Annotated in this window: 18 protein-coding genes; 8 read left to right on the forward strand and 10 right to left on the reverse strand. The window is 52.7% G+C overall.

Features of this window, described 5'->3' with window-relative positions:
* Positions 1-3: 3 nt before the first annotated feature.
* Complete coding sequence (locus HU175_RS10605) at positions 4-699, forward strand: superoxide dismutase (RefSeq protein WP_176566571.1); 696 nt, start codon at positions 4-6, stop codon at positions 697-699.
* 77 nt (positions 700-776) lie between these two features.
* On the opposite strand, the gene HU175_RS10610 is transcribed toward HU175_RS10605, so the two are convergent.
* The 3 genes from HU175_RS10610 to HU175_RS10620 form a co-directional block, all read right to left on the reverse strand.
* Positions 777-2162 (reverse strand): DEAD/DEAH box helicase, encoded by a 1386-nt coding sequence (locus HU175_RS10610; protein WP_176566572.1) that lies wholly within the window; start codon positions 2160-2162, stop codon positions 777-779.
* A 158-nt stretch (positions 2163-2320) separates the two neighbouring features.
* Positions 2321-3094: an SDR family NAD(P)-dependent oxidoreductase gene (locus HU175_RS10615; protein ID WP_176566573.1), complete on the reverse strand. Its 774-nt coding sequence runs from the start codon at positions 3092-3094 to the stop codon at positions 2321-2323.
* A 131-nt stretch (positions 3095-3225) separates the two neighbouring features.
* A complete protein-coding gene (locus HU175_RS10620) occupies positions 3226-4041 on the reverse strand; it encodes a phytanoyl-CoA dioxygenase family protein (RefSeq protein ID WP_176566574.1) in 816 nt (271 codons plus the stop codon).
* Between the two features lie 321 nt (positions 4042-4362).
* Here HU175_RS10620 and HU175_RS10625 point away from each other — a divergent pair, with 321 nt between their 5' ends.
* Complete coding sequence (locus tag HU175_RS10625) at positions 4363-5358, forward strand: BamA/TamA family outer membrane protein (RefSeq protein ID WP_228724394.1); 996 nt, start codon at positions 4363-4365, stop codon at positions 5356-5358.
* Here HU175_RS10625 and HU175_RS10630 read toward each other — a convergent pair.
* Positions 5337-6023: a phosphatase PAP2-related protein gene (locus HU175_RS10630; protein WP_176566575.1), complete on the reverse strand. Its 687-nt coding sequence runs from the start codon at positions 6021-6023 to the stop codon at positions 5337-5339. The genes HU175_RS10625 and HU175_RS10630 overlap by 22 nt on opposite strands.
* Positions 6024-6285: 262 nt before the next feature.
* Between HU175_RS10630 and HU175_RS10635 the strand changes: the two genes are divergently transcribed.
* Complete coding sequence (locus HU175_RS10635; protein WP_176566576.1) at positions 6286-7362, forward strand: BamA/TamA family outer membrane protein; 1077 nt, start codon at positions 6286-6288, stop codon at positions 7360-7362.
* A 9-nt stretch (positions 7363-7371) separates the two neighbouring features.
* Here the strand turns inward: HU175_RS10635 and HU175_RS10640 are convergent, their stop codons facing one another.
* The 3 genes from HU175_RS10640 to asnS form a co-directional block, all read right to left on the reverse strand.
* Positions 7372-8175: a hypothetical protein gene (locus HU175_RS10640; protein WP_176566577.1), complete on the reverse strand. Its 804-nt coding sequence runs from the start codon at positions 8173-8175 to the stop codon at positions 7372-7374.
* Between the two features lie 52 nt (positions 8176-8227).
* Positions 8228-9313, reverse strand: a complete 1086-nt coding sequence (locus HU175_RS10645) for a complex I subunit 1/NuoH family protein (protein ID WP_176566578.1) — start codon at positions 9311-9313, stop codon at positions 8228-8230.
* A 62-nt stretch (positions 9314-9375) separates the two neighbouring features.
* Positions 9376-10815 (reverse strand): asparagine--tRNA ligase, encoded by a 1440-nt coding sequence (asnS, locus tag HU175_RS10650; RefSeq protein ID WP_176566579.1) that lies wholly within the window; start codon positions 10813-10815, stop codon positions 9376-9378.
* 264 nt (positions 10816-11079) lie between these two features.
* On the opposite strand from asnS, the gene HU175_RS10655 reads away from it, so the two are divergent.
* Genes HU175_RS10655 through HU175_RS10665 form a run of 3 tightly spaced genes read left to right on the forward strand, consistent with a single transcriptional unit; the run spans position 11080 to position 12212 of the window.
* A complete protein-coding gene (locus HU175_RS10655) occupies positions 11080-11589 on the forward strand; it encodes a SixA phosphatase family protein (RefSeq protein ID WP_176566580.1) in 510 nt (169 codons plus the stop codon).
* A gap of 35 nt (positions 11590-11624) precedes the next feature.
* Positions 11625-11819 (forward strand): hypothetical protein, encoded by a 195-nt coding sequence (locus HU175_RS10660; protein WP_176566581.1) that lies wholly within the window; start codon positions 11625-11627, stop codon positions 11817-11819.
* Positions 11820-11822: 3 nt separating this feature from the next.
* Positions 11823-12212 (forward strand): VOC family protein, encoded by a 390-nt coding sequence (locus HU175_RS10665; protein ID WP_176566582.1) that lies wholly within the window; start codon positions 11823-11825, stop codon positions 12210-12212.
* 1 nt (position 12213) lies between these two features.
* Here the strand turns inward: HU175_RS10665 and HU175_RS10670 are convergent, their stop codons facing one another.
* Both HU175_RS10670 and HU175_RS10675 read right to left on the reverse strand, forming a co-directional pair.
* Positions 12214-13194 (reverse strand): alpha/beta fold hydrolase, encoded by a 981-nt coding sequence (locus HU175_RS10670; RefSeq protein WP_176566583.1) that lies wholly within the window; start codon positions 13192-13194, stop codon positions 12214-12216.
* An 11-nt stretch (positions 13195-13205) separates the two neighbouring features.
* The gene (locus HU175_RS10675) at positions 13206-14405 is read right to left on the reverse strand and encodes an aminotransferase class V-fold PLP-dependent enzyme (RefSeq protein ID WP_176566584.1); all 1200 of its coding nucleotides are present in this window, start codon (positions 14403-14405) and stop codon (positions 13206-13208) included.
* Between the two features lie 93 nt (positions 14406-14498).
* On the opposite strand from HU175_RS10675, the gene HU175_RS10680 reads away from it, so the two are divergent.
* The gene (locus tag HU175_RS10680; RefSeq protein ID WP_176566585.1) at positions 14499-15035 is read left to right on the forward strand and encodes a hypothetical protein; all 537 of its coding nucleotides are present in this window, start codon (positions 14499-14501) and stop codon (positions 15033-15035) included.
* A 161-nt stretch (positions 15036-15196) separates the two neighbouring features.
* Here the strand turns inward: HU175_RS10680 and xerD are convergent, their stop codons facing one another.
* Positions 15197-16102: a site-specific tyrosine recombinase XerD gene (xerD, locus tag HU175_RS10685; protein ID WP_176566586.1), complete on the reverse strand. Its 906-nt coding sequence runs from the start codon at positions 16100-16102 to the stop codon at positions 15197-15199.
* A gap of 12 nt (positions 16103-16114) precedes the next feature.
* On the opposite strand from xerD, the gene aroQ reads away from it, so the two are divergent.
* On the forward strand, positions 16115-16537 hold the full coding sequence (aroQ, locus tag HU175_RS10690) for a type II 3-dehydroquinate dehydratase (RefSeq protein WP_176566587.1): 423 nt from the start codon (positions 16115-16117) through the stop codon (positions 16535-16537).
* Positions 16538-16647 lie beyond the last annotated feature (110 nt).

Here is a 16647-nt window from a genome sequence, read left to right on the forward strand (position 1 = left end):
CACATGAATCGCTCCGAGTTTTTAAAGCTGGCTTTCGGTGCTTCGGCCGGTTTAGTTGCTTTCCAGTCATTTGGATTTGCTCCTGCGCAGGCAGAAGGCCCTTTTAAGTTGCCTCCACTACCGTTTGATGCCGGTGCGCTTGAGCCGCATATCGACAAAATGACCATGGAAATTCACCATGATAAACACCATAAAGCATACGTCGACAACCTGAACAAAGCTGTAGCCGGTACGGACATGGCGAAAATGGATATCGACGCGCTGGTTAAAACGATCAGCAGCAGCACGCCGGCCGCCGTTCGAAATAACGCTGGTGGCCACTGGAACCACACATTCTTCTGGAACATTCTGGGACCAAAAGGAGGTGGAGCGCCCAAAGGTGCTCTGGCCGACGCGATTAACAAGAAATACCAGTCGTTCGATAACTTCAAAGCCGAGTTTGCCAAGGCCGCTGCCGGTCGCTTTGGATCGGGCTGGGCGTGGCTGATCAAAACGGGTGATGGTGTGGAGATCGTTTCAACACCTAATCAGGACAATCCACTGATGGCACTGGCCGAGAAAAAAGGTACCCCGCTGATGGGTCTCGACGTATGGGAACACGCATACTACCTGAAGTACCAGAACCGCCGTCCGGAATACGTCACGGCAGCCTGGAACGTATTCGACTGGGATAAAATCAGCAAAAACTTTGCTGGTTAATTCGCAATACAACGAGCATAAACAGAACGAGGACGCTGAAGCCAGCGTCCTCGTTCTGTTTGTCGTATGTCTACGGATTAATTCTGATTTGAGTTGGAGCGCGAGTTACTGAACCGACGATTGCGGCCACCATCGTTTCCTCCGCGACCAGCACTGTGGTTTGACTGGTGACTGCCTTCGTGCCGGGCATTGTTAGTACCAGTGCCCTGTCCGGAGCGGCCCTGAGAACGACTTTGGCCCTGACCACCACGCTGATTTCCGCCACCGTTACGTCCCTGTCCCTGGCGTTGTGGTGGTGGGGGCGTATGAATCGCCATATTAACGTCCGCTACGTAGGGGTGATTGCTGATGACTGGGACTGGCTTGCCAATCAGCTTGTGAATATCTTTCAGGTATGACGTTTCTTCCTGATCGCAGAACGACAGAGCAATACCGTCATGGCCTGCCCGGCCCGTCCGGCCAATGCGGTGCACATAGGTTTCAGGAATGTTCGGCAGCTCGTAGTTAATCACGTGCGACAGTTCGTCTACGTCGATCCCCCGCGCGGCAATATCAGTAGCAACCAGCACCCGTGTTTCTCGGCTTTTGAAGTTCGACAAAGCCCGCTGACGCGCGTTCTGCGACTTGTTGCCATGAATAGCCTCGGCCCGAATACCAGCTTTCAGCAGGTCTTTGGCCACTTTGTCGGCACCATGTTTGGTCCGGGCAAATACCAGAACAGACTTGATCGCCTGGTCTTCCAAAATGTGCGCCAGCAGCTTACGCTTGTCTTCTTTGTCAACGAAATAAATAGCCTGCTGAATAGTTTCGGCCGTAGACGAAACGGGCGTTACCTCCACCTTCGCGGGCCGGTTCAGAATCGAGTCGGCCAGTTTAGCAACGTCGGGGGGCATCGTTGCCGAGAAGAACAGGGACTGCCGTTTCTCGGGCAACCGGGCAATTACTTTCTTCACGTCATGGATAAAGCCCATGTCGAGCATCCGATCGGCTTCGTCAAGAACAAAGAATTGAACGTCGCGCAGTGAAATAAAGCCTTGATTAATCAGATCGAGTAGGCGACCGGGCGTAGCGATCAGAATATCCAGGCCCGCTTTAATGGTATTGACCTGGCTGTGCTGCGAAACCCCGCCGAAAATAACGGTATGGCGCAGGTTCAAGTGACGACCATAAGCTGCAAAGCTTTCGTTGATCTGAATCGCTAACTCGCGGGTTGGCGTCAGTACCAGCGTACGAATGCGACGGGGAGTTTTCGTGTTTCGGTTTTGCTCTTCCTGCATCAATTGCAGAATCGGGATAGCAAAAGCCGCTGTTTTACCGGTGCCGGTCTGGGCACAGCCCAGCAAATCCCGGTGCTCGAGCAAAATAGGTATTGCCTGTTCCTGGATGGGTGTTGGCTGAGAATATCCTTCTTCAGCAAGTGCTTTCAGGATCGGGTCAATTAATGATAAATCGGAAAATTGCATGGATTGGTTGGACGTTGCATACCTGGTTGTTGCGTGTGAGTAACCGAGTGGGGCTTCTGTTCGGCCGCCAACGTCCTGATCAGGTTATATGTCTACAACCGCTTACGCGCAAATAAAGTGCCACAACCTTCTAAGGCCGGAGCCGCTATAGCCGTTTGTTACTGGTAAATACCGCCGGCTACCTGCTCAACAATTCCTTTGGGCATTAGCCAGGCCATGAGCTTACCTACTTTGTTGACGAAGCCCGTAACCACTTCAACTTGCCCCGACAGCATAGCGTCAACCGCCTGTTTAGCTACGTCGGCGGGTGTCATATTGACCTGCTCGGCCGCCTTACGGCCTTTTTCGCCTACCTGGGCCCGGTTTATGAAATCGGTATCGGTCGAACCGGGGCAAACGCAGGTAACTGATACGGAGGTTCCTTTTAACTCCCCGTGTAAGCCACGGCTAAAGCTGAGCACGAACGCCTTAGAGGCTGCATACAGGCTCAGGCGGGGAATAGCCTGATAAGCCGCTGAACTGCCTAGATTAAGAATGTAGGAGCGGGATTGCTGCTTAAGTTGCGGAAGGAACAGGTAGCAGAGTTGCGTCAGCGTGATCATGTTGACGTTCATCATATCCGTATGTTCGGCCAGCGAATGGGATTCGAACACACCGCTGAGGCCGTAGCCCGCATTGTTGACGAGTACGCTGACGACGTATTGTTTCGTCTGGCAGTAGTCGAATAATTCCTGGGCTGCCCCGGCTTTTGCCAGATCCAGGGCGTAATAGACCGCTTGAATACTGTACTGTCTGGACAGGCGTTCGGCGGCCGCCTGCAGCTGTGGCTCCGACCGGGCAACCAGAATGAGGTCAAACTTTTTTCTGGCCAGTTCTTCGGCAATGGCCAGGCCGATTCCTTTGCTGGCGCCGGTAACTAAAGCGTAAGGCATTCTCGGAGGGTTATGGAGTTACATAAAAAATGGAAGAGTTGTAAAGTTACAACGTTGTCTAGTCCGGGAAGAACCCGCTAACTCCACAACGCTATAACCCTACAACTCTTCGGCTTTAAAAACAGTCAAAACTAGATATTGACCTTAGAAATAAAGCGGTGATAGAACGGCGTTTTGCTGTGCTCGTTCTTCGGCATGTACTTACCCGTTACAACCGGTACATACATTACCCGGCGACGACTGGCTTCACCGAAATAGGGCGACTGCTGCGCCCGGTGCCAGAGCCGACCGTCGTGTACCGATAGGTCACCCGCGTTCATGTCGAAGCCAACTTCCTGCTTATCGGGGTCGTTATCGACGAAATACTTTTTGCGGAACAGCATTTTCAGGATACCCTGCTTGTGGGTACCCGGAATCACACGCAGACCACCGTTTTCGAATGGCGTTGCGTTCAGGTGGATGCCGACGTTCAGCATCGGCATAATCCGCTGACCGAGGAAGATGTCGCGGGGGCTATCCGTGTGCCAGCCCATCTGCGAGAACTTACTGTTCGGGGTCCGGATGTAGTGGTTCAGGATCAAACCATCTTTTTCGATTTCCGCAATACGTCCTTCGTAAGGCTGGAGCAGATCAACAACGGCCTGCAGGCGCGGGTCCTGCAAAAACTCGTGCAGGGCTGGGCTGTGCTGCGAGAGGAAGCACATACGCTGAATCATCGGATTACCAGCTTCGTCCTGTCCAAATTTCAGGGGAACGCCGTTTACCTTGTCGCGGCCCTCGGCAAGCCATTCTTTTTCGATGCGATCAACTTCACTGATGAAAAGTTTAACCGTTTCAGGTTGAATGAAGTTGCGGAAAACGATCACACCATGTTTGTTGAAAAACTGGCGTTGTTCGGCGGTAATGGATTCGCCCAGTGTAAAATTAGGGCTGTTTAATTTTGTCATATCGGTGGCTTGCAAATCGGGGTCTCCGTTTTAAATGCTAACCGGCAACTGTATTTGCCTGTATGAGTAAAACCAACATGGTTTTATCAAGACCCAAATCTACTAATTTTACAATTTTACGGTTACTTTGCCGACACTTAATTAATACGACTTTAATAAAAATTTACTGCTTCTGTCGTGCATATTTTTTTACGTCGGTGGTCGATATTGTTGCTAATCAATCTATTAAGTGGATTTTTTAGCAATTCCGCAGCCCAGTCAGATAGTATTTCTTTACCCATAGAACCCTTAAAAAATAATGTATCGGGGGGACGTCATATCTTGGTTTTACCCATAATTGCCCGTTCTATCGAAACAGACTGGTCACTGGGAGTGGCCGCATCGTTTACTTTTCACCTGACGCCAACCGATACCGGCAGTCGTACATCCAACGCTCAGTTACTGGCATTGTACTCGTTGCGGAAACAATTCATTGCGGCCGTCAACGGAACAACGTACTTCCCCGGCGAACGCTACATTCTGAATTATCAGCTTTCGTACAGCTCTTTTCCCGACAAGTTCTGGGGCCTGGGAAAATATGCTCCCGACGAAAACGAAGAACCCTATTCGTTTCGGCAGGGATACGTGTACCTCCACCTGCAGCGACAGCTCCAGAATCGGGTTTTTGCCGGGCTCGTGTACGAATACCAGCGGCTGCTGGACGTTGACTATCAGGCGGGTGGCCTGTTCGATCAGCAAAACCTACTGGGCCGCGACCGCTACCATGTAGCCGGGGCTGGCCTGAGCCTGACTTTCGATTCGCGTAACAACGCGTTTGCTCCCGATAGGGGGGGCTTTTTACAGGTATTTTTTAACCACTTTTCGCCCATTTTTGGTTCAACCTTCCGCTACACGAATTACGTAGTTGATTTCCGGCGGTTTATGCCGGTGTATCAGAAACACGTGCTGGCCATACAGGCGTACGGCTTTTTTAACGCCGGTGACGTACCGCTCCGTAGTCTGGCAAGTTTCGGCGGGGCCAACAGCATGCGCGGCTTTTACGACGGCCGATACCGGAGTAACAACCAGGTTGTGGCGCAGGCCGAATACCGCCTTCCTCTTTTCTGGCGTATTGGTGCCGTTGGGTTTGCGGGCGTTGGCAACGTAGGCAGTCAACTGCGCGAAGTAAACTTCCAGGCGTTGAAATATTCGCTGGGAGGAGGAATACGAGTTGCTCTCAACCGCAAAGAAAAACTTAACCTGCGCGTTGACTACGGCTTTGGTATTGGCCAGCACACCTCAAACGGTCTCTATTTTCAGTTGGGCGAAGCCTTCTGATCGACGGGATGCTCTACGTTGTTCCAGCCGCTCAGCGCCAGCCGTTTAGCGATCCAGTAGAGTGGGTATGTAAAAACAAACGCGCCCATCACGTCGACGGTGTAGTGAACGTGCTGCACCAGCAGCAGTCCGCCAACCAGCAGCGAGCCGATGAGGGCAAACAGACGGTCACCCCACTTCCGGAAGCAGAGAAACATCAGGAAAATAGTGGACGTATGCCCCGAAAAGAACAGGTCCCTGGTAATGTACGTTTTGCCGTAAAAGGCATTGCTGATTGGGTCGATCAGCGGAATCAGGCCCAGGGGCGGGTCAAGCGGAAACAGGTTGATGCTGATCATTCGGGCCAGACTGACGATGATGTAGCCGTATATAAAGAGCATAAATATAACCGGACTACGTCGGGCCCGGATCAGCAGGAGCAGGGCTGTTGCCCAGATAATGAGGAAAATAGCCAGCGATACGTCATTCGGCGCCAGCCGGCTCAATATCCAGTCGTTCAGTACAGGCCCCGAATGGTGTTCAATGATCTGGAAGAAGTAGGGAAAGGCCAGCAGCAGGAAGATGGTGCCGGTTAACCCGATGATGAATTTGCTGCGGAAAACGGGCGACCGCCAGGCTGCGGCCCAAACCAGATCACCGGTAGGATCGGGAGTAAGAATAGACATTGGATACTGTAAAAAAAACGCAAAGGTACAACCCTACAGGAAATAGGGAGTAACTTTTATTTTTGAGTATAATTACTAAATTTGACGAGTGATACTTAAGTATTTTTTTTGTGTGCTTGCCATACTGGTATCGATCACATTGGTAGCACAACAGATTTTGCGCGCTATTTTATCCGTCTGTCTATAGATTTTCTTACCAGAATAGCCTGTTTATTACGTGCACACTCCTCGTTTATCTGTGTTTCAGCGCTGTTGTCTGACTTTGCTTAGCGTCATACTTAGTCCCTACTGGGCCAGCGGCCTGCCTGGGAGTACGCTTCCAAAGCGGGATACATCGCAACATTCGCATCGGTTTCAATTCATTCCGTTGCCGGTTGCTTTCTACCAGCCCGAAACGCGGATTGCGTACGGCGCACTGGGCGTTTGCCTGTTCCGAACGGACAGCAGCGCCCGGACATCCAATGTCGATTTTGCGGTTATTCACACGCAGAACCGACAAACGGTGATCGAGCCGACCTATACTATCTTTACCAAGCGGGAAAAATACCTTATTCGGGGTATGTTGCTTTATACGCAGTTCCCGGAGTTCTATTACGGCATTGGCCGGGAGAGTCAGGACAATCAGAAAGAACTGGTATCCTATAAAAGTCTGCGGGTGTACAACCGCTTCCTGCGGCAAGTGAAACGGGGCTGGTTTGTGGGAGTTCAGCAGCAGTATTTCAAAACCTTCGACATCAGCCGCTCGTCAGACCGGCCGTTTCCGGCGCAGACGCTTATTGGCGAACTGGGCAGTACGGTTAACGGGCTGGGGGTTGCCAGTGTGGTCGATACGCGCGACAATATTTATACGCCAGTGCGGGGCTGGTATGCCGACGTATCATTTATGAATTACAGTCAGCTATTGGGTAGTGAATATCATTTTACGAACTACCTCCTGGACCTTCGTCATTACTGGGCGCTGACCTCCAGAACGGTTTTGGCTGGTCAGGCGTATCTGAATGTCAACGTCGGTGAGGTGCCGTTCAAACAGGCGGCAACGCTGGGAGGGGCATCGTTGTTACGTGGTTATTACAATGGTCGCTATCGGGATAATGACGCGCTGGTATTACAGGCCGAAGTTCGGCAGCGCATCGTGGGCCGACTGGGGGGCGTTGTCTTCGCGGGTGTTGGTGACGTAGCGCATCGACTGAACGAGTTTGGTATCGGTGATCTAAAACCAACGGGCGGGGCTGGTTTACGGTATTTGATCAGTCGGCGGGAGCACCTCAATCTGCGGGTCGATGCCGCTTTTGGCCGTCACACCAAAGGATTTTACGTAAATATTTCCGAGGCCTTTTAACCGAGCTTTTTAGTTGGATTTCTGCCCGTAACGTAGTCTGTTGGCCTTAGAAAACAGCACCGGCATGTTCCAGGCAAACGGCCAGAACTTCCCCCGCCGGTAATTGGCACTCCAGCTGGGTAGCATGGCGATAACTCGTATCGCTTCGTTATCCCAGACTGCCCCAGCCGATTTGATGACCGCTGCCTTGGGCGAGCTTCCGCTGGCATTGCCAATAATCTTCACGAAAACCCTGACCGTCGAATCAGCCGGTAACACAGGCAGGGTTTTCCAGTCTATGTGACTATAAATGAATCGCCTGAGTTCTTCAGGCTCCGTTTCATACCGAGAAACCGTTGTCTTTCGATTATCGAACGTTTCTTTTCCGGTTACACGTCCCTGACTGCACCCATAAACCGTTTCGAACTGGTAGATTGACTGATCATCAAAATAACGGATCAATTGGCCGTTGGCACAAACCAGTTCGCCGGAAAACCAGTCGGCAGCTACCTTGCCATCTTTGGACTGATCGCCAAAAAGTGTTGCCAGTGAAAGTGTGTCTTTGCGCTCGAATGAGCAGGAAACAAGGCCTGTCAGGTAGAGTTTTTGGTCGGACAACTGCCAGTAACCTATGTAACCGCGCCAGCATGCCGTGTGAATAAAGGAAAATATTGTTCTGACTTGCCTGGATTTCTCCGGTAAGAACTCAAGCGGATGGGAGTAAAGCAGAAACGTATCCCCTTCGATAACCAGACGATCCGGGGTTTGTGGAGTAGCAAGAGATGAGTAAGACGTTCCAATAAGCCACAGAATAAAGAGAATACGGTTGATCATAGCAGGCAGGATTTCCTGCTAGATGCAAGCCAACGTATTTTTCCACAGCGAATTACACCATCAGCAGCCGCCAGATGCCGGAAATCAGGAGTAAGAGCAGGCCTGCCGGGGTCAGCACTTTCCAGCACAGAAACATGAGCTGATCGACTCGCAGGCGGGGAAACGTCCAGCGAACCCACATCTGTGCCAGCACGGCCAAATACACTTTTGCCAGCAGCCAGAAACCACCCGTTACGTTGCCCCAGATCGTACCGGGTTCGCCACTGGTCCAGTCGGCCAGGCGGAGGGGGCCGAGGTTGGGCAGGGGTGTATTCCAGCTACCCAGGAACAGTACAACACCCAGCATGGATACCAGCAGCATCATAGCGTACTCGGCCATGTAGAGCAGGGCAAAACGCATCCCCGAATACTCCGTATGAAAACCACCAACGATCTCCGATTCTCCTTCGGGCAGGTCGAACGGAGCCCGGTTCGATTCGGCCAGGGTACAGATAAAGAAGATAACGTAGGCAATCAGCAGAAACGGATTTCGAAGGATGTTCCAGGTGAAAATACCACCCCAGCCCGTTACGTCGACGCCCAACCCTTTGAGGCCAAGGAGGTAGTTGGTGTCAGGACTGTAGATGCCCTGCTGAAAGCTGAGTTCCTGCAGGTTAAGAGTCTGGCAAATCATTACAACACTCAGAATGGTGAGCCCCAGCGGGATTTCGTAGGAAATAATCTGAGCGACGGAGCGCATTGCGCCAAAGAGTGAGTACTTATTGTTCGAGCCCCAGCCCGCCATCAAAATGCCTACTACGTCGAAGGAAACGATAGCCATGAGGTAAAATACCCCTACGGCTGCGCCCGACGCGACGAAATCGGGGGTCAGCGGCAAAACGGCGAAGCCCGCAAACACCGACGCGAAGATGACCAGCGGTGCCAGCAGAAACAACTTTCGGTCGGCCGCGGTCGGCACGATGTCCTCTTTCTGAAGGAGCTTTAAAAGATCGGCAAACAGCTGAAGCAATCCCCATTTTCCGGTTTCCATCGGGCCCAGCCGGTCCTGCATAAATGCCGAGAGTTTCCGTTCGGAGTAGACACCGACAATAACAAACCCCGAGGCAATAGCCAGAAAAATAGGAAGCGCGAGTAGCATGGAGATAAACAGAAAGTCCTTCGTTCATGGCAACATGCAATAAACGAAGGACCGTAAAAAGACTAAAATTCGGCCGTTTTAGGGGCGCGGGGGAAGGGAATCACATCGCGGATGTTACCCATACCCGTCACGAACAGCACCAGCCGCTCGAAACCAAGGCCAAAGCCCGCGTGTGGAGCCGACCCGAACCGGCGCGTATCCAGGTACCACCAGAGCGTTTCGGGTTCAATACCAACTTCGTGCATCCGGGCAACCAGTTTGTCCATGTCATCTTCCCGCTGCGAACCACCAATGATTTCGCCGATACCGGGGAACAAGACGTCCATTGCGCGAACGGTCTTGCCATCGGCGTCCTGCTTCATATAGAACGCCTTGATCTCGCGGGGGTAGTTCGTCAGGATGACCGGTTTTTTGAAGTGCTTCTCGACCAGGTAGCGCTCGTGTTCCGACTGCAGGTCGACGCCCCAGCTAACCTCGTACTGAAACTGCTTTTTCTTGGCCGGTTTCGAGTTGACCAGAATATCGATGGCGTCGGTATAAGTCAGTTTGACGAATTCATTGCTGATCACAAAATGAAGTTTGTCGAGCAGACCCATTTCGCTTTGCTCTTCCTTCTTTTTGGTTTTCTCTTCTTCTTTCAGTCGATTATCCAGGAACGCCAGATCGTCGGCGCAGTGCTGCAGGGCGTACCGAATGACCGTTTTAACGAAGTCTTCGGCCAGTCGCATATTATCTTCCAACTCAAAGAAAGCCATTTCGGGCTCGATCATCCAGAACTCGGCCAGGTGGCGGGTTGTGTTCGAGTTCTCGGCCCGGAACGTTGGTCCGAACGTGTAGATCTTGCCCAGCGCCAGGGCCCCCAGTTCGCCTTCCAACTGCCCCGAAACGGTCAGGTTGGTTTCCTTACCGAAGAAATCCTGGCTGTAGTCAACCTTACCATCTTCGGTCAGCGGTGGCTTAACGGCGTCGAGCGTGGTTACGCGGAACATTTCACCCGCCCCTTCAGCGTCGGAGGCCGTAATGATCGGGGTGTTAAGATAGTAGAAGCCGTTGTCGTTGAAGTACTGGTGTACCGCAAAAGCCAGCGCATGACGCACCCGCAGAATGGCGCTGAACGTATTGGTTCGGGGGCGCAGGTGAGCCAGCTCACGCAGGAACTCCAGCGAGTGGCGTTTGGGCTGTAACGGATATTTTTCCGGATCGGCAGGACCGTAGATCGTTACGTCCTCAATTTTGAGTTCAACGGCCTGCCCCGACCCCTGCGAGGGTACCAACTGACCCGTAAAGGCCACACAGGCCCCCGTTGTAATTAGTTTCAGGGTTTCTTCGGGCAGTTGACCCGCTTCGGCTACGGCCTGAATGGTATTTATGGTCGAGCCGTCATTCAGCGCGATGAAGACGGCGTTTTTGCTTTCGCGTTTGGTACGTACCCAGCCTTTTACGGTAACCTGGGTGTTGATAGGAGCGGTTTTAAGTAACTGCTGGATGGGTAAATAACTCATGCTGGAACGACAACAGGATGGTGTTCGGTCCGCAAAAATACGGATTGTCACCCGAATCGCCCACTACTTTGCAAGAACCAAAGAACCTCAGGACGACTGATTACGTGATAAACAGTCTGTTTTATCGTTAACTAATCCAAACAGGCTACTTATAGTAACGGCATTTTTGTCGAATTCTGGTTGGACAAAAGACCGTTATCCGTTTGTTTTGTCCTGAAATAGGCCAACAATGGCCCATTTTCCAGTCGTCTCAATGTTATATTTATGGCTATTACGCTCTACATCACCCGCCATGCCAAAGCCGAGGACCGGGCCATGTTTATGGCTGACCACGACCGGGACCTGCTTCCCGACGGGATCATAGCAGCCGCCCGCATGGGTCATTACCTGCGCGAGCAGGCAATCCTGCCCGAGGTGATCGTTAGTAGCACGGCCAACCGGGCGCGCGATACCGCTAAAGTGATGGCCGAGCAGCTTGGCTTTCCCGTCGATCAGATTCTGCTCAAGGAAAACCTCTTCGATGGCGGGATGCAGGCGTACCTCGCGGCTGTGAACGCCGTTGGCGACCAAATTCAGTCCGCTATGATTGTCGGGCACAATCCTGATGTGTCGTATTTTGCAGAGTTTTTAACCCACCAATCGGTTGGTTCAATGAGCAAAGGAGCTGTTGTCGCCGTTACGTTCGAGAATCTGACGTGGGCCGAAGTGTCCGGGCGCACGGGTAGTTTATCCTTCCAGATGGCTCCCAAACAATTACCCGCCAGCCAACAGTAAGACCGGTTAAAACGAGTGCAAGAGTAAACAGCGCTATGAATCGCAATCGCCGTATATTTATTATCGTTTTTGTCGTTTTTACGACCGTCGTTGCTTTGTTCGCCATCGATATGGCAAGCAGAACTACAGCCCCCTGGAACAAGCGTAAACAGGTCGAACGGGCGTTGTCAACCGAAGTGGATGGTACTGCTGTGGACACAACTGCAGCCGATACGTTATTAATGCCCTGACCTATGCTGTCGCTCAACGCTATCCATCACATTGCCATCATTTGTTCGGATTACGAACGATCCAAACAGTTCTACGTCGAGAAACTGGGCCTCACGGTGCTCAACGAGGTGTACCGAGCCGAGCGGCAGTCGTATAAACTCGACCTGGCCGTAAACGGTCTGTACCAGATCGAGCTATTCTCGTTCCCTGGTCCTCCCCGGCGGCCTTCCCGCCCCGAAGCGGCTGGCCTGCGTCACCTGGCTTTTGCGGTAATGAATCTGGATGAGTCCGTTACGTATCTGTCGACGGTGGGTGTCGAAACGGAGCCCATCCGGATTGATGAGATCACAGGTCGGCGTTTTACGTTCTTCGCCGACCCGGACGGGCTACCGCTCGAGTTGTACGAGCAATAAGTTATAGACTCTTCAGAAAGCTCAATAAAGCCTCGTTGACTGCTTCGGGCCGTTCCTGCTGAATCCAGTGGCCGCAGTCGGGGACGACGATTGATTTACGCAGGTCTGGTACCAGTTCAGGCATGTTATCAATGATTTGCCGCATGCCCGGAATGCTTAGCCCCACATCGCGGCTGCCCACCATGTACAGCGCCGGTACGTTGATGTGTAGGTTGTCGACTTTACCCATCAATTCCCAATTACGATCCAGATTCCGGTAAAAATTTAACCCACCGCGAAAACCACTTTTGGTATAAGCATTCGTATACGTATCCAGATCCGCTTCGGTGAGCCAGGCGGGTAGGGTGACGGGGTCTGGCAACGCTGCCAGCAGGCCATCTTTGCGGGAAACCATACCGAACGGGTTAGGCGTACCGTCGTTCTCCTGACGCGGCCCCGCATCGCCGGAAGCCCCGAACAGAATCTTTCGAAGCGTCTGGCGGATATCCCGCTCAAACTCTGCTTCGGCCACACCCGGCGTCTGGAAATAGAGCGTGTACAGCAAAGCGTCTTCGGTCTGCGGGAAGAACTGAGTGGGTGGAACCGGTGCCTGTCCCATCATGGGAACACCGAAAGCTGCGACGGCCCGGAACCGGTCCGGACGAAGCAGGGCCGCGTGCCAGGCCAACGTGGCGCCCCAATCATTGCCGACAATTACAGCCTGATCGGTGGACAAGGCATCGAGCAGGCCGACAATGTCATCGACCAGATTTAGAATGGTATACTGATCAATGGCTTCGGGGCTTTGTGTATAGCCGTAGCCGCGCAGGTCGGGCGCTACAACCCGGAAACCGGCGTCGGCAAGTGGGGTAAACTGATGTCGCCAGGCGTACCAGGTTTCAGGAAATCCATGACAAAGCAGAACAAGTGGCCCTTCGCCCTGCTCGGCAATGTGCATTTGAATACCGTTCGTTTCAATAAATCGATGGGCTAACGCGGTCATTACGAATTGTTTTAGTTGGATAATACGGTCGTCAAGACACGAACCAGGGCGTCGACGTCTTCAGGGACGTTATAAAGATGCGGAGCGATACGTAGTACCCCTGCCCGTGCCGATACCGATACGTTCTCGGCCTGTAATGCGTGCTGTACCGCCATCGGGTCGGCGTGGGTAGGCAGCCATAACCCAACCAGGTGATGACTACGCCCCCGTGGACCCTGTTCCGGTTCGACATAGCAGCCTAACGCTTCCAGAGCAGGCCAGGCCGGTGCCATCAGATTTTTGCCATACGCCTGGATACGGGCCGGTTGCCATTCCAGTAACTGCGTCAGGGCGGTTTCGAGCATGGGCATCTGAATGAAATTGGTCGTTTCGCCCATGTTGTAGCGGAAGGCTTTGGGGCCGTAGGCGGGCTGGCGTTCCATCAGCCGGTGAAACTGGTTGCTGTTGAGTCGGTTCATCCAGCTTTCTTCGAGGGGGACCCCATCGTCGAACGCCGGTCCGAAGTAGGCCAGCCCCAAAGAATAGGGTCCCAGCAGCCATTTATAGCCCGCGCAGATCAAGGCGTCGGGTTGGACGGCTGCCAGATCGAACGGGAGTGCGCCAATGGACTGCGTACCGTCAACGGCAAGCCAGGCCCCGACTTCCCGCGCCCGCTGCCCGATTGCTTCCAGGTCAAAGCGGATGCCGTACATCCAATGGTTCGGTGGGGCCACAACCAGGGCCGTATCGGGACTAATAGCGTTCAGCAACTGTTCGTTCCAGCGTGGTCCTTTGGGGGTGCCCTCCGGCATGGGAACAACGGTTATACTCAAGTCTAACTCCTGACAGACATGATCCCAGGCGTACACATCGCTTGGAAATTCACTATCGACCAGGACGATACGTTGTCCGCGCTGAATACCCGGTTTACGGGCCAGGTTGCGGGCGACTACTGCCATGCCGTACGAAACGGAAGGGATTACAGCGATACGTTCCGGATCGTCGTTGTTGATCAGGTCGGAGAATAAAGACCGAACGCGGGTGGCTCCACTGAAAAAATCGTCGGGATGCAGCCCGAACGGATTGGCATGCTTCCGGAGGGCATCGTGCCCAGCTTGTTCAACGGCAAGACTGTAGGGCGAACGAGTGGCGCAGTTGATGTAATGAATGCCGTCGGGGAGAGCAAATAGATGCTTTTGTGAATCGAGAGGTGTCTGGCTGGTCAGCGTCATAAAACCGAAAAATAAAGCATAGCAGGATTTAGGTTGAGTCTGGCACGAGGTTTGTTCCTGATCTAAGCAAATCAGAATCATAAATACCTGCGTATGACAACCCTTCTTGGCATCGGATCCCGCGTTTCGCACACCGAATTTGGTGATGGCGTCGTCATCAATCTGAAAGCCTCGGGATACACCATTACCTTTCTGAAACAGGGGGTGAAGGTAGTTAAATTTGATACGCCCCTGACGGTAATTGAAGCCATTGAGCCAGATGGTGATCTGGTAAGCCTGGTTGATGTGGAGCAGGTTCTCTCCCGCGTTTTGCAGCGCTGGGTAGATCAGACGGAGGTTATTCCGCTGGGCGACAAGTGGAAAGGCGGTAAGCTGATCATGAAACCCGGCCGGACTGATCTATCCGCCAAAGAAATGCCGATCGACGCGTTTTTTCACAAGATTGTGATGGTACGTGATCGGCTCAGAGTCCTCGAACAGCGTGTGAACGCCAGCGGACTCGACGACGAAGAGAAAGTGAATATTCAGCAATATATCACCCGAATTTACGGCAGCCTGACCTCGTTCAATCTGCTGTTCAAACACCAGCATCAGCAGTTCATTGGTGAAAAAGCTACTGTTGATGCTTAAGAGACGTTCATGTAGTTTTGGGTTAGTTAGGTTTGAAGATCCCCGTTGCCGATTCAGCAGCGGGGACTTATTTTTTAGTATAGGAACAGGGAGGAAATGGAATAAGGAACAGGGATCGCTTACCAGTATTCTTTTCTCCTTGTTCCATTTCCTCCCTGTTCCTACCCTTTTCTCGCCCTCGGGTGGAACTCCCGCAGCGTTTGCTGGAGGTAGTCGCGGTCGAGGTGGGTGTAGATTTCGGTGGTAGTGATGGATTCGTGGCCCAGCATCTGCTGCACCGCGCGCAGATCCGCCCCCCCTTCGATCAGGTGCGTAGCGAACGAGTGCCGGAAGGTGTGCGGGCTGATTACTTTCTGAATGCCCGCTTCGGCAGCCAGCTTCTTTGTTGTTGTGAAGACCGAAATGCGGGAGAGTTGTTTGCCGCGCAGATTGAGAAAAATGGTGTCTTCGTCGCCTTTCTGTACGTCGAGCTGGCTGCGGACGTGCTCAATGTAAATCCGGGTGTAATGCATGGCGTCCTGGCCAATCGGTACGAGACGTACTTTGTCGCCCTTGCCCAGTACCCGAATAAAACCCGCGTCAAAGAAGCAGTTCGTCAGCCGCAGGTTTAAGAGTTCCGTTACACGTAGTCCCGAGCTGTACAGGACTTCGAGCATGGCCCGGTCGCGGGTGCCGCCGGGCGTAGACAGATCAATCATACTGAGCATCGATTCGATTTCCGGAAACGTCAGCGTATCGGGAAGCTTTCGACCGAGTTTGGGAGCTTCCAGCAACTGCGTCGGGTCGTGCTGAATCAGGTTTTCGTACAGCAGGTACTTGAAAAACGATTTCAGGCCCGACAGCATCCGCGCCTGACTGTGGGCCGACAAACCCAGCTCACCCAGATACGCCAGAAAGTTCATGAGCTGCTTTTCGGAAACCTGCATCGGCGACAGCTCCGGGTTGGTTAGTAAAATGTATTCGTAAAGCTTCTCGGCGTCGTGCAGGTAAGCCTCAACTGAGTTTTCGGACAGCGACCGCTCGAGTTTGAGGTAGTTCTTAAAGGCGTTTATATAACTTTGCCACATACGGGTAAATCAATGAAACAAATTCTCATCATTAACGGGCCAAACCTGAATCTGCTTGGCAAACGTGAGCCAACCATTTACGGAAATCGCTCGTTCGAAGAGTACCTGGAAACGCTGAAACCGCTGTTTCCGGACCTGCAACTTCGCTATTTTCAATCGAATCACGAAGGCGCCCTGCTCGACAAAATTCACGAAGTGGGTTTCAATATCGATGGCATCGTAATCAATGCGGGGGCTTACACGCATACCTCTGTGGCGCTGGCCGATGCTCTGTCGGCGGTTACGGCGCCAGCGGTAGAAGTACATATCTCGAATGTGCATAGCCGTGAAGCCTTTCGTCATCATAGCTACCTGACACCTAAATGCAAGGGCGTTATCGCGGGGCTGGGACTGCAGGGTTATGAATTAGCTATTCGGTATTTGATGGCGTTGTAAAGGTGTAGGGTTGTTTTGCTTTGGTTGTCTATGCGCAGCTGGTTGCCGGGACTAATGCCGCCAGAACCGACGCAGCAAAACCATCCAGCCCTGCAACTTTAGAACTATTC

Source organism: Spirosoma sp. KUDC1026, from assembly GCF_013375035.1.
In the GTDB taxonomy this organism is placed as follows: Bacteria; Bacteroidota; Bacteroidia; order Cytophagales; family Spirosomataceae; genus Spirosoma.